The organism is Acinetobacter sp. AC1-2, assembly GCF_016124155.1.
Lineage (GTDB): Bacteria > Pseudomonadota > Gammaproteobacteria > Pseudomonadales > Moraxellaceae > Acinetobacter > Acinetobacter calcoaceticus.
The window spans coordinates 109,683-123,700 of record NZ_JABFFO010000005.1; the positions used below are offsets into that span (position 1 = coordinate 109,683).

Below are 14,018 nucleotides of genomic sequence, written 5' to 3' on the forward strand. Positions count from 1 at the left end.
GTATCTATTTACCGTAATTTCTTTTAAATCTTTTTTATCGTTTCTTCTGGAAAATATCGATATTAGTGAAATTATCTGGTGCTTCACAGTAGCTTTATTGGTACATTATTGAGCATCGACATAGATGTAATGTATTTTTCGAGACAGAAAAAACTTAACTCTATGCATATTGTTGAATGAAAGGACTTTTTTGATGTTTCAACATATCCCCCCATACGCAGGCGACCCAATTCTCTCTTTAATGGAACAGTTCAATGCTGATACTCGTTCTGAAAAAGTAAACTTGAGTATTGGTCTTTACTATAACGAAGACAGTATTGTTCCTCAGTTAGAGACCATTATTGAGGCGCAAAAGCGTATTGAGCCGAAGAACGGTAAAACTAAACTTTATTTGCCAATGGAAGGCTTCAAACCTTACCGTGAAGCAATTCAAGCACTTTTATTTGGTGCAAACAGCCCAGCAGTTAAAGCGGGCCGTGCTGTAACCATCCAAACTCTTGGTGGTTCAGGTGCATTGAAAGTTGGTGCAGATTTCTTAAAAACTTATTTCCCAAATTCAGATGTTTGGGTAAGCCAACCAACTTGGGATAACCACGTTGCGATTTTCAATGGCGCTGGCATCAAGACTCATTTCTACCCGTATTTCGATAACGAAACTCGTGGTGTAGATTTTGACGGTATGTTGTCTACGCTTAAAACTTTGCCTGAGCAAAGCATTGTGTTGTTGCACCCATGCTGCCACAACCCAACTGGTGCTGACTTAAACCCAGCGCAATGGGATCAAGTGATTGCGGTATTAAAAGATCGTAACCTTATTCCTTTCCTAGACATCGCTTACCAAGGTTTTGGCGATGGTATGGAAGAAGATGCGTATGCAATCCGTGCTTTAGACCAAGCTGGTCTAAACTTCATTGTGAGCAACTCGTTCTCTAAAATCTTCTCTTTATATGGCGAGCGCGTTGGCGGCTTAACTTTCGTATGTGACGATGCAGAAGCTGCTCAGTGCACATTCGGTCAGTTAAAAGCAACTGTACGCCGTATTTACTCTAGCCCTCCTACAACAGGTGCATGGTTAGTTGATGAAGTGTTAAATGACGCTGAACTTAACCAACAATGGCAAGGTGAAGTGAAAGAGATGCGTGAGCGTATTATCAAAATGCGTAGCATCTTGAAAGATGAACTTACTAAAGCATTACCAGACCGTGACTTTAGCTACCTTGTAAACCAAAAAGGTATGTTCAGCTACACAGGTCTAACTGCTGAACAAGTAGATATCTTGCGTGAAGAATATGCAATCTACTTAGTACGTAGTGGCCGTATTTGTGTAGCAGGTTTAAACATGAACAATGTTTACACTGTTGCTAAAGCAGTTGCCGAAGTGCTTGCTAAATCAACAGAAGCAGCATAAAACAGCTTTAAAAGAAAAGGCGCTTCGGCGCCTTTTTTTATATCTCTAACTTAAGATTTAGCTTTGCCCCAATACTTAAGTTTTGAGGTATGACCAATACCCACATTAAAACTGTTTGTTGGGTCGAGTTTTTGGTAAAAGTTCGCTAATGCAGGTTTGGCAATGTAGAGATGCCCGACATTATGCTCTGCCGGATATTCAGCACGGCGCGCATCCAGCAATTTCCACATTTGATGTTCCATTTCTAATGGGTCATTGCCTTTTTTAAGGATGTAATCTTGATGGAACACATGGCAAAAGAAATGCCCGTAATAGAGTTTATGGATGATGTTCTTTTCCATTTCAGCAGGCAGTTGTTCTACCCACTCACGGTCATTACGACGCAAAGCAATATCAAGCGCGACAATATCTTCAACTTCACTACGGTGCGTATCGCGATAACGAATTGCAGCTCCTGCAATTGCAAAACGGTGTAAGAAAGCCTTTCGCCCTTCTTCTTCGCTACATACGAAATAACTGCCTGACTGATGCACTGCAAAATATTCTTTTAAAAACTGCTCGGTCTGAGCTTTTGAATTATTTTCAACACGTAAAACTAAATGATGCTCAAAACCGTCTCGATACTCGGTCATACGCTTTGGCAAATGGCTTGGTAAAAAGAAAGTAATGGCCTGTAAAATATGATCCGTTAAACCTTTTATTTTAAATCTTTCTAAAAAGCCATCGACTTTATCTTTCATGGCGAAGGCTTTTGGAACATTGGCTGTGCCGAACTTTTCAATAAACAAGAATGTATCTTTTCCGTACTTTTCACCAATCAAGTAAGCATCTCGGTGAATATACTCACCTGCAATCGGTAGGCTTGGCAATGAGGTAAGTAAGTAACGGCGAATGGCTGTTAAATCATCGGCATCATTACTACCAATATAAAAAATATTGCTCTCTACTTTTTCATAAGTATCAAGACGCACAGCAAACACACAGACTTTACCCGCCGAACCAGATGCTTCAAACAACCGTGACGGGTCAGCATTAAAACGTGCTGGTGAATCTTCATCGACTTGAGTCACATCGTGGGCATAGCGATGGTCAGACGCCTGCTTTTCGCTGTCATCTAAAATATCAACGGCTTGATATTGCTGTTTCTCTAATCGAGTCAAAATTTCTTCGGGTGTGGAGCCTAAATTCACCCCTAAATGGTTCACCAGTTCTAATTGACCAGCAGCATTGACCTGAGCATATAACGCTAGTTCCGTATACGCAGGCCCACGGCGTACCAACGCACCGCCAGAGTTGTTACAGACACCACCGAGGACTGATGCGCCAATACATGATGAGCCAATCACCGAATGCGGTTCACGGTCATAACCTTTTAAAATTTGCTCTAAATTGTCTAAAGTCGCACCTGGTAAACAAATCACCTGCTTACCATCATGAATGACTTGAATGCCCTTTAAACGGCGAGTACTCATGACCAAAACAGGACTGTCATAATCATCACCATATGGTGTTGAACCACCAGTAAGTCCTGTATTCGCCGCCTGCATAATCACAATACAGTCTGCGTCAATGGCTGCTTGGAGCACCTGCCATTGCTCTAGTAAAGTACCCGGCACCACCACAGCTAGTACTTTCCCCTCACCAAAACGACGACCTTGGCGGTACTGACGAGTGCTTTGATCGTCGATCAAAACATGTGAGCGCCCTACAATATTCTGTAAACGTTCAATCACTGCTTGAGGAGAAGATGTTTGCATGATGGTTTCCTTTTGGTCATCCATTTATCAAATTAGACCAATACGACGGAGTCTCACCGTTTGTAATTTATAATTTAATTAGCTCATTCTCTAATTCGAATCAGCCCTATATTTACTATCTCGGTTGGCGGCATGGATGCCGCCTGTTGAGCAACTGTACAAGGAAGTACGGTTTGCTCAACAAAAGGTTTTTGGTTACTTTTGACCTTTCAAAAGTGACAAATGCCTATACGCAAAACATTAGCAAATCACCAAATTTTAAGGCTGTGCTTACTGCTTCACTTAAAAAGTTATTTCTTAAAAACCTTGCTTCATCGCCTGTACTAAACAATCCGCATTAATATCCGAAATCGACTTAGCACCCGTGAGCGTCATCGCAACACGCATTTCCTTATCAATCAAATCAAGTAAGTTCGACACACCTTGCCCACCTGCTGCTGCCAAGGCATACACAAATGCGCGACCCAGTAAAACCGTATCAGCACCAAGTGCCAACATACGTACCACATCTAAACCATTACGAATGCCTGAGTCAGCCAAAATAGCCAAATCACCTTTAACTGCATCAGCAATTGCAGGCAATGCACGAGCAGATGACATCACGCCATCTAACTGACGACCACCATGGTTCGACACCACAATACCATCCGCACCAAAACGCACAGCATCTTTGGCATCTTCAGGGTCTAAAATGCCTTTAATTACCATTGGGCCATCCCAAAATTCACGAATCCACTCAAGGTCTTTCCATGAAATTGATGGGTCAAAGTTCGAGCCTAACCAACCAATATAATCTTCAAGACCAGTCGGTTTACCTAAATATTTAGAGATATTACCCAAGTCGTGCGGACGTCCCATTAAGCCGACATTCCACGACCAGTGTGGATGGAACATAGACTGCATATAACGACGCATCGCAGCATTTGGCCCACTCATACCCGAATGTGCATCACGGTAACGTGCACCTGGCACAGGCATATCTACGGTAAACACCAGTGTTGAGCAGCCTGCCGCTTTTGCACGTTCCAAAGCATTACGCATAAAACCACGGTCACGTAATACATAAAGCTGGAACCACATTGGTCGGCTAATTGCAGGTGCAACTTCTTCAATCGGACAGACCGAAACCGTTGAAAGCGTAAATGGAATACCCTTTTTATCGGCTGCCATCGCGGCTTGAACTTCACCACGGCGCGCATACATGCCTGTTAAACCGACAGGAGCCAATGCAACCGGCATCGACAATGTTTCATTAAACAGTTTTGTCTCTAAACTTAACGCTGACATGTCATTGAGCACACGTTGACGCAATGCAATTTCTGACAAATCTTGTACGTTACGCTTTAAGGTATGTTCCGAATACGCTCCACCATCGATGTAATGAAATAAAAACGGGGGTAAGCGACGCTGTGCCGCAGCACGATAATCATTGCCAGAAGAAATAATCATTTTGAATCAACTCTATTTAAACGGTTTGCACGTTTCTGACGAGCTTCGTCTTCATTCAGAGAACGCACATGATTAATCACAAATTCAATATGACCGCAGACAGCTTGGCGTGCGGCCTCGGGATCTTTACGATCGATCGCATCCATGACCTGAAAATGCTGTTCACTCAGCAAGTCACTATTTATTGGATCGTTATAAACTTTTTTACGTCCCAACAAGACGTTGTATTGCAGTAGATCAAACAGGCTACGCATCATTTGAATCAGCACCACATTGTGAGATGCTTCTGCAATCGCTAAGTGGAATTCTGCATCTGCCACCGCAGCCTGTGCTGAGTCACCCGCATTTTGATGGCGACTAATTTCATTAAAATAATGATGAATTTTGGCGCGATCTTCGGGTGTTGAGCGTAATGCGGCATACCATGCAGTACCCCCCTCAAGTAATAACCGCGCCTCTTGTACATCAAAACGATATAACGGGTCTTCTTCAATCAAGTTGCTAATCGGGTTCACAATGAGTTGCTGTGGCCACTGTTCAGGTAACTGTTGAATATAAGTTCCATCCCCCCGACGGCTAATAAGCACACCTTGACTATTGAGCTGTTGAATCGCTTCACGCAAAGAAGGACGAGAAACCCCTAAGCTAGTTGCAAGCTGGCGCTCGGCAGGCAAACGGTCACCTTTTCTCATGAGACGCTCTTCAATTAATGCCTGCAATTTCATGACCACTTGATCGGAGATTCTCATCGCGTTTCCTTCACTCGAGTTATGGAATCATCCACGGAACCAGATAAGCCTGAACCGTAATAATGATGCCAACAAAGACAGTGAATATGATGCTATGTTTTACCGTGAAACGGAACAAGTCAGATTCTTTTCCAACCAAGCCTACCGCTGCACAAGCAATTGCAATTGACTGTGGAGAAATCATCTTACCTGTCACACCACCACTGGTATTCGCTGCTACAAGCAATACTTCTGGAATACCAATCTGCTGAGCAGTAGTTGCTTGTAATGCGGAGAACAAAGCATTTGAAGATGTATCTGAGCCCGTAAGGAAAACACCAAGCCAACCTAAGAATGGCGAGAAGAAAGTAAAAGCATGACCCGTATGCGATAGAGCCAAAGCTAAAGTTGCAGATAACCCTGAATAGTTCGCAATAAAAGCAAAAGCTAACACCATACCAATTGAATAAATTGGTGTTTTTAACTCATTTAGCGTTTCACCAAAGGTCGTTACTGCCTCACTCGCTTTCATTTTCAAGAAAATAGCGGTGATAATTGCAGCAATAAAAATTGCAGTACCTGTCGCAGAGAACCAGTCAAACTTATAAATCGCTTCATATGGCTTCATCTCTGAGACAATCGGCGGCATTTTTTCGACTAATTTATGTAAGTACGGCACTTCAAGTTTAAAAATTAAATGTTCCAGTGCACCATCTTTTGCAAATAATGCTTTAAACGGCTTAACACTCCAGATGGTTACCATCACTGTTAAGATGGCAAATGGAGACCACGCCTTAGCAATTTTCCCAATGCTATAACGCTGAATTGTTGTAGGTTGCTGAGTTTGCGTTTGACCAGCTTCAGGTTCAAAACGGAAAATATGTTTTGGTTTCCAAAAACGGAACAACACAGTCAGGCTGACCAATGAAGCAATTGCCGCTGTAATATCAGGTAATTCAGGACCAATAAAGTTAGATGTTAAATATTGTGCAATCGCAAAAGCGCCACCACCAACTAACACCGCAGGCCAAGTTTCCTTAACACCACGCCAGCCATCCATAATCGCCATAATCCAGAACAGCACAATCAGCGTTAAAAACGGCAACTGACGCCCAACCATCTGGCTAATTTCCATGGTATCTACACCAGAAACCTGCCCCGCCACAATAATTGGAATACCCATCGCACCAAATGCAACTGGCGCAGTATTCACAATCAAACATAAGCCTGCAGCGTAAAGTGGTTTAAAACCTAAACCGACAAGTAGTGCAGCGGTAATTGCGACAGGGGCACCAAAACCGGCAGCCCCTTCAAGGAACGTACCAAAAGCAAAGCCAACCAGTAACATTTGTAGGCGCTGATCTTCGGTAATTGACAAAATGCTTGAGCGAATCACCTCAAACTGGCCTGTTTTTACCGAAATTTTATATAGAAAGACTGCCCCAATAATAATCCATGAAATTGGCCATAGACCGTAGAAGAAACCATAAATAATGGATGCAAAGGCCATTTGACCCGGCATTTGATAGAAAAAGAGAGCGATCAATAATGCAATAATGACTGTGCCCGTACCCGCAATACTGCCTTTTAAACGAAAAACCGCCAAGGCCAAAAAGAAGAAAATAATCGGGATTAATGCAACCGCACTGGACAGCCAAATATTATTTAAAGGGTCATAAAGTTGTTGCCACATATTGAGCATTGTCATCTCCTTGAAATGCTGGGGCGAATTTTTTGTACCTTAAAATTTTAAACATTTAGCAAAATTGGTATGACCAATTAAAATTTACGTGCAAATGTTATTCCTTAAACCACAGATCGCATCATAAACACGAGCATTAGCAAGTTCAAGCATTAAATAATCAACACAATTGGTATGACCAATAGTACCAAGTAAAATCAAGCTATTTCTAATTCATAAATTTATTTATTAGACTAAAGTCGTAAAAACACTTTCTTATAAACTTAAATATAAACTACAGAAATGAAGCGTAGAACTTGAATATAAAAACTATAAACATAACCATTAATTGATAAATGTATAATAATGCTCAAAACTCAAATCATTTGTATTGAACTGAATAATGACTACTTTAACGTGTTTTAAAGCCTATGATATCCGAGGTAAACTCGGCACCGAATTGAATGAAGAAATCGCCTATAAAATTGGCCGCGCTTACGGACAAATCTATAAACCAAAGACTGTAGTTGTAGGTTGTGATATTCGTCTAAGCAGTGAGTCTTTAAAACAAGCGACCATTCGCGGCCTAAATGATGCTGGTGTGAATGTGCTTGACTTAGGCATGACGGGTACTGAAGAGGTCTATTTCGCCGCTTTTCATTTAGATGTACAAGGTGGTATTGAAGTTACCGCTAGTCATAACCCAATGGACTATAACGGTATGAAACTGGTACGAGAAAATGCTCGTCCAATTAGTGCAGATACGGGTTTAAAAGAAATTCAGGCTTTAGCAGAAACAGATCACTTTGAAGAAGTTAGTCAAAAAGGGACTACTCAAAGCTATAACATCTTGCCTGAATTTGTCGAACATTTAGTCACTTATATTGACCCAGCAAAAATTCGCCCGTTAAAGTTAGTAGTAAACGCGGGTAATGGTGCGGCTGGCCATGTCATTGATGCCATTGAAGAAAAATTCAAAGCGCTCAATATTCCTGTTGAATTTATCAAAATTCACCATGAAGCAGACGGCACCTTCCCAAATGGGATTCCTAACCCAATTTTAATTGAAAACCGGGACAGTACCCGTAATGCTGTACTTGAACATCAAGCAGATATGGGTATTGCTTGGGATGGCGACTTTGACCGCTGCTTCTTGTTTGATGAAAAGGGGCAGTTCATTGAGGGCTACTATATTGTTGGCCTATTGGCTCAAGCTTTCTTGATTAAGCAACCTGGCGAAAAAATTGTTCATGACCCACGTTTAGTGTGGAATACGTTTGATATTGTCGATGAATATAAAGGTGTTGCAGTACAGTCAAAATCTGGTCATGCCTTCATTAAAGATGTCATGCGTGAACATAATGCCGTATACGGCGGCGAAATGAGCGCCCATCACTACTTCCGTGACTTTGCTTACTGCGACAGCGGCATGATTCCGTGGTTACTCACCATTGCCCTACTCTCTGAAACTGGACAATCCCTCTCAACCCTCGTTGAAAATATGATTGCCAAATTTCCTTGTAGTGGTGAAATCAACTTTAAAGTGGCTGATACACAGACCACTATTCAAAAGATTTTCGATTTCTATGCTGATCAAAACCCACAAATTGACCGTACTGATGGTGTAAGTCTGGACTTTGGCGCATGGCGTTTTAATGTACGTGCGTCAAACACAGAACCATTGCTACGTTTAAACATGGAAAGCCGTGCAGACCGTCAAGCCCACCCTATGCAACATTATGTAGATGAGTTGACAGGATTGATTCAAGGCTAATCCATAATAAAAAAGGAGCGATTCGCTCCTTTTTTATTGGTATTTAATTATATCCATTAGGATTTTTTTTCTGCCAGTTCCAACTATCAGCAAGCATATCTTCTAAACCATATTGAGGCTGCCAACCCAACTCAGCAACTGCACGGCGATTGTCTGCAAAAGATATTGCAACGTCTCCAGCTCGGCGCGGTACAAATTCGAAGGCTATAGCTATACCATTAACCTGTTCAAAAGTATTTTTGACTTGTAAAACAGAGGAGCCATTACCTGTACCAATATTCCATACACGACAACCTTTTGCTTCCAATCGGTTGTTTAATGCACATAAGTGCGCATTCGCTAAATCGACCACATGAATATAGTCACGTACACCAGTGCCATCTACTGTGTCATAGTCATTGCCATAAATGGACAATTTTTCACGGCGACCCACAGCAACTTGAGTCACATACGGCATTAAATTATTTGGAATACCTTGTGGATCTTCACCAATACGTCCACTCTTATGTGCACCTACTGGGTTAAAATAACGCAGCAATGCGATTGACCACTCAAGATTAACTATTGAAAGCTTTTGTAATAATTGCTCAACAATTAATTTAGTATAGCCGTAGTTATTACTTGGCATACCTGTGGGCATATCTTCATTTAGTGGAGAAGTATTAGCTTCATCGTATACAGCGGCAGAAGAGCTAAACACAAGCGTATAAACACCAGCTTTTTCCATTGATTTAACCAGTTGAATACTACCCGCAATATTATTATCAAAGTAAATGAGCGGTTTTTCTTGGCTTTCACCGACCGCTTTTAAACCTGCAAAATGGATAACGGCATCAATAGTATACTCTTGAAATACACGATCTAACTCATCTGGGTTGCGAATATCACCCTGAACAAAAATTAAACTTTTTTTGGTTATACCCTGGACTCTATCTAAAGATTCTTTCAAACTATTTGAAAGATTATCAAAAACAATAACTTCATGACCAGCTTCTAAAAGCTCAACACATGTGTGTGAACCAATGTAACCAGCACCACCAGTGACTAGAATTTTAGCCATCTACCTTTCCTAACAATATTTTAATTAATCCACACGTCGAGGCATCAAGTTTTGAAAAATCATTTTGAATACCATTTAGAATCGGAAGTAACTGATCAGCAATCTGTTTACCTTTCTCAACACCCCATTGATCAAACGGGTTAATATTCCAGATCACAGACTGCACAAAAACTTTATGTTCATATAAAGCGATCAGCATTCCTAAATTATACGGGTTTAGCTCATTTAATAATAATGTAGAACTTGGTTGATTACCTTCATATTGCTTATAAATTGGTAAATTCTCTAATTCAGTCGAGTCTAAAGCTTGATTACCAAAGGCTAATAATCTTGATTGTGCTAAACAGTTTGAAAGTGCAAGATGATGTTGTTCGACTAGAGCTTCTGCATTTTCCACATAGGTAAAATGATTTGCATTATAACGTTGGACTGGGGCAATAAAGTCACAACTTACAGCTTGCGTTCCTTGGTGTAACAACTGATAGAAAGCATGCTGGGCATTGGGTCCAACCTCGCCCCATATAATAGGGCAAGTATCAAGCTCAACTTTTAAACCATTACGCTGTACTGACTTCCCATTAGATTCCATTTCTAGTTGTTGCAGATAAGCTGCAAAATACTTTAATCGTCCATCATAGGGTAATACGGCATGAGTCTGAATATTTAAAAAATTATTATTCCAGATTCCTAACAATGCCATCAAAACTGGAATATTTTGATCAAAACTCGTATTTTGAAAATGCTCATCGACTGCATGAGCCCCTGCTAAAAGTTGCTGAAAACCGTCCACACCAATCGTCAAGGCTATAGGCAAACCTATACAAGACCATAGAGAATAACGTCCACCTACCCAATCCCACAGCAGTAACTGGTTTTCAGGCGCGATTCCCCATTCTGACATTTTGTCAGCTTTTGTAGATATGCCAATAAAGTGACTTTTTAATACACGGGCATGTGTTCCTAAGGCTTTTTCAAGCCACTGACGAACTGTTTGTGCATTTGATAAGGTATCAATCGTACCAAAAGACTTAGATGAAATAATGAATAATGTTGTTTCAGGACGAAGTTGATGGAGTAATTCTGATAACTGGCTACCATCCATAGTCGAAACAAAGTGAACATTTAAAGGCTTAGCCGTTTTCACCTTGAAATCAGACAACGCATGAGTAACCATTTGCGGTCCTAAATCAGAACCACCAACCCCAATATTAACAACATCTTGAATCACCTCACCAGTTGAACCCCGATATTGCCCTACATGGATTTTTTCCACTAAGGCATACATACGTTGTAACTGGCTATGAACTTGTTCTGTTAAGTCTGGAAACTTTGAATAGCCAGTCGGTAAACGCAATGCCCAGTGCATTGCTTCGCGTTGCTCGGTACAGTTAATTTTATCTTGTGAAAAAAGGCGATTAATCCACTCAGTTAAGTTTTTAGTATTCGCAAGAGCTACTAATTGTTCTAAAATATCTTTGGTTAAGCGATGCTTACTATAATCAAAAAATAATTGATCAAATTTTACAGAATAATTTTGAAAACGATCTGGCTCTAAAGCAAATAGCTCTTTTATATGTAATTTCGAGTTTTTTTCACCTAAAGTTTGCAGATGAGCTAAAGGCGAGACTAATTCCTTTGGAAATTGCTCAATTGATTTACTCATAAGCGACCTACTCCTTCATAAGCAAAACCTTTCGCCTTTACATACACAGGATCATAAATATTACGTCCATCTAAAATTAAAGGATGCTTCATTAATTGTTGTAGTTGCTTAAAGTCAGGACTCCAATATTGCTTCCATGCAGTGACTAGACATAGTGCATGCGCATCTCGTACAGCCTCATATTGATCAGTACATAAAATTAAATCTTCACGATGCCCATAAGCTGCTGCTATTTCATCTAAAGCTTGAGGGTCATGTAGGCGTACTATTACACCTTGTGCCCATAATGCAGCTAATAAAATATGAATCGGTGAGTTGTGTATATTCGAAGTATTTTCTTTAAAAGAAGCACCCCAAATCGCAACTATTTTGCCATTTAGGCTACAGTGATAATAATTCCATAACTTACGAAATAAAATTTCTTTCTGCTGCTCATTAATAGCCCAAACTTGTTCCAAAAGGCGGCTTTTTGTTCCAGTTTCAGACACAGTGCTCGAAAGTGTTAAAATATCATGCGAAAAATTCTCACCACCAAATCCTACACCTGGTGATAAATATGCAGCACCAATACGTGTGTCAGCAGCGATACCATGTTTTACATTCGCAATATCAATGCCTAACTTTTCAGCAACCATAGCCAAGTCATTCATATAACTAATGCGGGTAGCCAACATGCCTGAAATACTAAGTTTGGTGAACTCAGCATCTAAAATCGGCATAAATAAATATTGGTAACTAAATTGGAAAAAAGGACGCAATAACTCTTGCATGGTTTCACTTGCATCTCTAGATTCCACACCGATAATGACATGCTTTACATTCAATACACTATTAATGGCATTACCTTCCTGAATCACATCAGGGAAGTAAACCCACTCATCTTTTGGCAAATGCTGTTTTAATTTTTCTGTACCGTGCAAACCAAAAGTAGAACCATTAATCATTAACCGTGGGTGAACAATTGGTCGTTCACCCAATTTTTCAACCGTTTTTAATGCAAGTTCAATTTGTGTTGGGCTAAAACAGAATAAATAAACTTCAATATCTAAAGGAATCTCAGAAAAAGGGCTCTCTTTTAAGAAACCCGCTTTTCGCTGCTTATTTAAGTAATTATTTACGTCTTGATCTTGATACGAAAGTACAGAAATATTTTCTTCACAGGTGACACTTGTACACCAGTAAATTTGATTACCATATTCAGCTAATAACGCTGCCATCACGCCGGCATGTAACGTTGTTCCAAATACTGCGATTTTCATTGCACACCTGATTTTTTCGTATTTTATAGATTTCTCTTCCCTTTACAGGAAGAGAATATACTGCTCAGCTACTATATTCAGTAGTTTTTACAAATACTTAAGCAGAACTACAAAACTTTATAATTTAAGTTCTTGAATCAGCTGTTTAAATTCCAATCCTAACTTAGGGTGTGCAACACCATAGTGTAGTACAGCTTTCAAATAGCCAAGCTTGCTGCCACAGTCAAAAGTTTGGCCTTGCATCCGGTAGGCTTCAACGGTATCAGTTTCTTGAAGCATCGCAATAGCATCAGTTAACTGTATTTCATTGCCCGCACCTTTGGGTGTATTTTCCAAAAGCTGCATAATCTTAGCAGGTAAAATATAACGCCCCACCACGGATAAATTAGAAGGTGCAGAACCTATAGCAGGCTTTTCGATAATTCCCTGCATAGCAATACTTTCACCCTCATTCGGGCTCTGCTTCACATCAACAATTCCATATTGATCTACAAGATGATCTGGTACTGCCTCAACCATGATTTGAGCAGCTTGACTTGCTTCATAGCGTGAAATCATACGCGATAGATCATTTTTCCCTGAGTTATCTTGAACCAATACATCTGGCAATAACACAGCAAAATCATCTTGCCCAACAATACTTTTTGCACATAAAACAGCATGCCCCAAACCCAAAGGTTGGGGCTGCCTTACACTTACCACACTCACATGAGAGGGAATAATCTGAGTAATTTCTTCAAGTAAATCGAACTTTTTCTTTTGCTCTAGAGTCGTTTCTAGTTCAAAGTTTCGATCAAAATAATTTTCAATTGATGCCTTAGATGAATGAGTTACCAAAATAATTTGCTCAATTCCGGCTTCTACAGCTTCACGCACTACATATTCAATTGCAGGACGATCTACCACTGTGACCATTTCTTTGGGAATTGACTTACTTGCTGGTAAAAAACGTGTACCTAATCCAGCTACAGGTAAAATTGCTTTTTTGATCATAAAAATTAAAAATTGTGGATGATTAAAAGTTATGTTTAGTATAGTTAAATTTACACCTTTAATCTCTAGTTCCAATTTAACCATGGTTTTAGCACAAAAACTCTCTTGATGACTTCATTTTTAAAGTGCTATGTGAATGATTAGAGCATTGATGCTACCTTTGCCACAGTCATATGAATCAGTTGATATCGATGGAGGCTATCTCTGTATAAGCTTAATGTCTATAACTCTCTTTAAAACTATCAA

The 14,018-nt window shown here is 40.2% G+C and carries 10 protein-coding genes; 2 read left to right on the plus strand and 8 right to left on the minus strand.

Annotation, left to right across the window (positions count from 1 at the left end; genetic code table 11):
- The first annotated feature begins 193 nt into the window (after positions 1-193).
- Positions 194-1,408 (plus strand): aromatic amino acid transaminase, encoded by a 1,215-nt coding sequence (locus HL290_RS15290; protein WP_003655711.1) that lies wholly within the window; start codon positions 194-196, stop codon positions 1,406-1,408.
- A 50-nt stretch (positions 1,409-1,458) separates the two neighbouring features.
- Here HL290_RS15290 and dld read toward each other — a convergent pair whose 3' ends face one another.
- The 4 genes from dld to lldP form a co-directional block, all read right to left on the minus strand.
- Positions 1,459-3,165: a D-lactate dehydrogenase gene (gene dld, locus HL290_RS15295; RefSeq protein ID WP_198496924.1), complete on the minus strand. Its 1,707-nt coding sequence runs from the start codon at positions 3,163-3,165 to the stop codon at positions 1,459-1,461.
- Positions 3,166-3,462: 297 nt separating this feature from the next.
- Positions 3,463-4,614 (minus strand): FMN-dependent L-lactate dehydrogenase LldD, encoded by a 1,152-nt coding sequence (gene lldD, locus HL290_RS15300; protein ID WP_004640408.1) that lies wholly within the window; start codon positions 4,612-4,614, stop codon positions 3,463-3,465.
- Positions 4,611-5,363: a transcriptional regulator LldR gene (gene lldR, locus HL290_RS15305; RefSeq protein WP_198496925.1), complete on the minus strand. Its 753-nt coding sequence runs from the start codon at positions 5,361-5,363 to the stop codon at positions 4,611-4,613. Before lldR ends, lldD begins: the two co-directional genes overlap by 4 nt.
- A 19-nt stretch (positions 5,364-5,382) precedes the next feature.
- Positions 5,383-7,050 carry an L-lactate permease gene (gene lldP / locus HL290_RS15310; RefSeq protein WP_198496926.1) on the minus strand — a complete coding sequence of 556 codons (1,668 nt, stop codon included), beginning with the start codon at positions 7,048-7,050 and terminating at the stop codon, positions 5,383-5,385.
- Positions 7,051-7,426: 376 nt separating this feature from the next.
- On the opposite strand from lldP, the gene HL290_RS15315 reads away from it, so the two are divergent.
- Complete coding sequence (locus HL290_RS15315; protein WP_198496927.1) at positions 7,427-8,797, plus strand: phosphomannomutase CpsG; 1,371 nt, start codon at positions 7,427-7,429, stop codon at positions 8,795-8,797.
- A 43-nt stretch (positions 8,798-8,840) separates the two neighbouring features.
- On the opposite strand, the gene galE is transcribed toward HL290_RS15315, so the two are convergent.
- From galE to galU, 4 genes are all read right to left on the minus strand, one after another.
- The gene (gene galE, locus HL290_RS15320; RefSeq protein WP_198496928.1) at positions 8,841-9,857 is read right to left on the minus strand and encodes a UDP-glucose 4-epimerase GalE; all 1,017 of its coding nucleotides are present in this window, start codon (positions 9,855-9,857) and stop codon (positions 8,841-8,843) included.
- Entirely contained in the window at positions 9,850-11,520 is a 1,671-nt protein-coding gene (gene pgi, locus HL290_RS15325) for a glucose-6-phosphate isomerase (RefSeq protein WP_198496929.1), read from the minus strand. The genes galE and pgi overlap by 8 nt, the downstream gene beginning before the upstream one ends.
- Entirely contained in the window at positions 11,517-12,779 is a 1,263-nt protein-coding gene (locus HL290_RS15330; protein ID WP_198496930.1) for a nucleotide sugar dehydrogenase, read from the minus strand. The genes pgi and HL290_RS15330 overlap by 4 nt, the downstream gene beginning before the upstream one ends.
- Positions 12,780-12,896: 117 nt before the next feature.
- Complete coding sequence (gene galU / locus HL290_RS15335; RefSeq protein WP_198496931.1) at positions 12,897-13,772, minus strand: UTP--glucose-1-phosphate uridylyltransferase GalU; 876 nt, start codon at positions 13,770-13,772, stop codon at positions 12,897-12,899.
- Positions 13,773-14,018 lie beyond the last annotated feature (246 nt).

What these genes read in the sequence shown, in the direction of transcription:
- lldP (WP_198496926.1), bottom strand. Translation starts at nt 7,050, where the DNA reads ATGACAATGCTCAATATGTGGCAACAACTTTATGACCCTTTAAATAAT.
- HL290_RS15330 (WP_198496930.1), bottom strand. Translation starts at nt 12,779, where the DNA reads ATGAAAATCGCAGTATTTGGAACAACGTTACATGCCGGCGTGATGGCA.
- galE (WP_198496928.1), bottom strand. Translation starts at nt 9,857, where the DNA reads ATGGCTAAAATTCTAGTCACTGGTGGTGCTGGTTACATTGGTTCACAC.
- lldD (WP_004640408.1), bottom strand. Translation starts at nt 4,614, where the DNA reads ATGATTATTTCTTCTGGCAATGATTATCGTGCTGCGGCACAGCGTCGC.
- galU (WP_198496931.1), bottom strand. Translation starts at nt 13,772, where the DNA reads ATGATCAAAAAAGCAATTTTACCTGTAGCTGGATTAGGTACACGTTTT.
- lldR (WP_198496925.1), bottom strand. Translation starts at nt 5,363, where the DNA reads ATGAGAATCTCCGATCAAGTGGTCATGAAATTGCAGGCATTAATTGAA.
- HL290_RS15315 (WP_198496927.1), top strand. Translation starts at nt 7,427, where the DNA reads ATGACTACTTTAACGTGTTTTAAAGCCTATGATATCCGAGGTAAACTC.
- dld (WP_198496924.1), bottom strand. Translation starts at nt 3,165, where the DNA reads ATGCAAACATCTTCTCCTCAAGCAGTGATTGAACGTTTACAGAATATT.
- pgi (WP_198496929.1), bottom strand. Translation starts at nt 11,520, where the DNA reads ATGAGTAAATCAATTGAGCAATTTCCAAAGGAATTAGTCTCGCCTTTA.
- HL290_RS15290 (WP_003655711.1), top strand. Translation starts at nt 194, where the DNA reads ATGTTTCAACATATCCCCCCATACGCAGGCGACCCAATTCTCTCTTTA.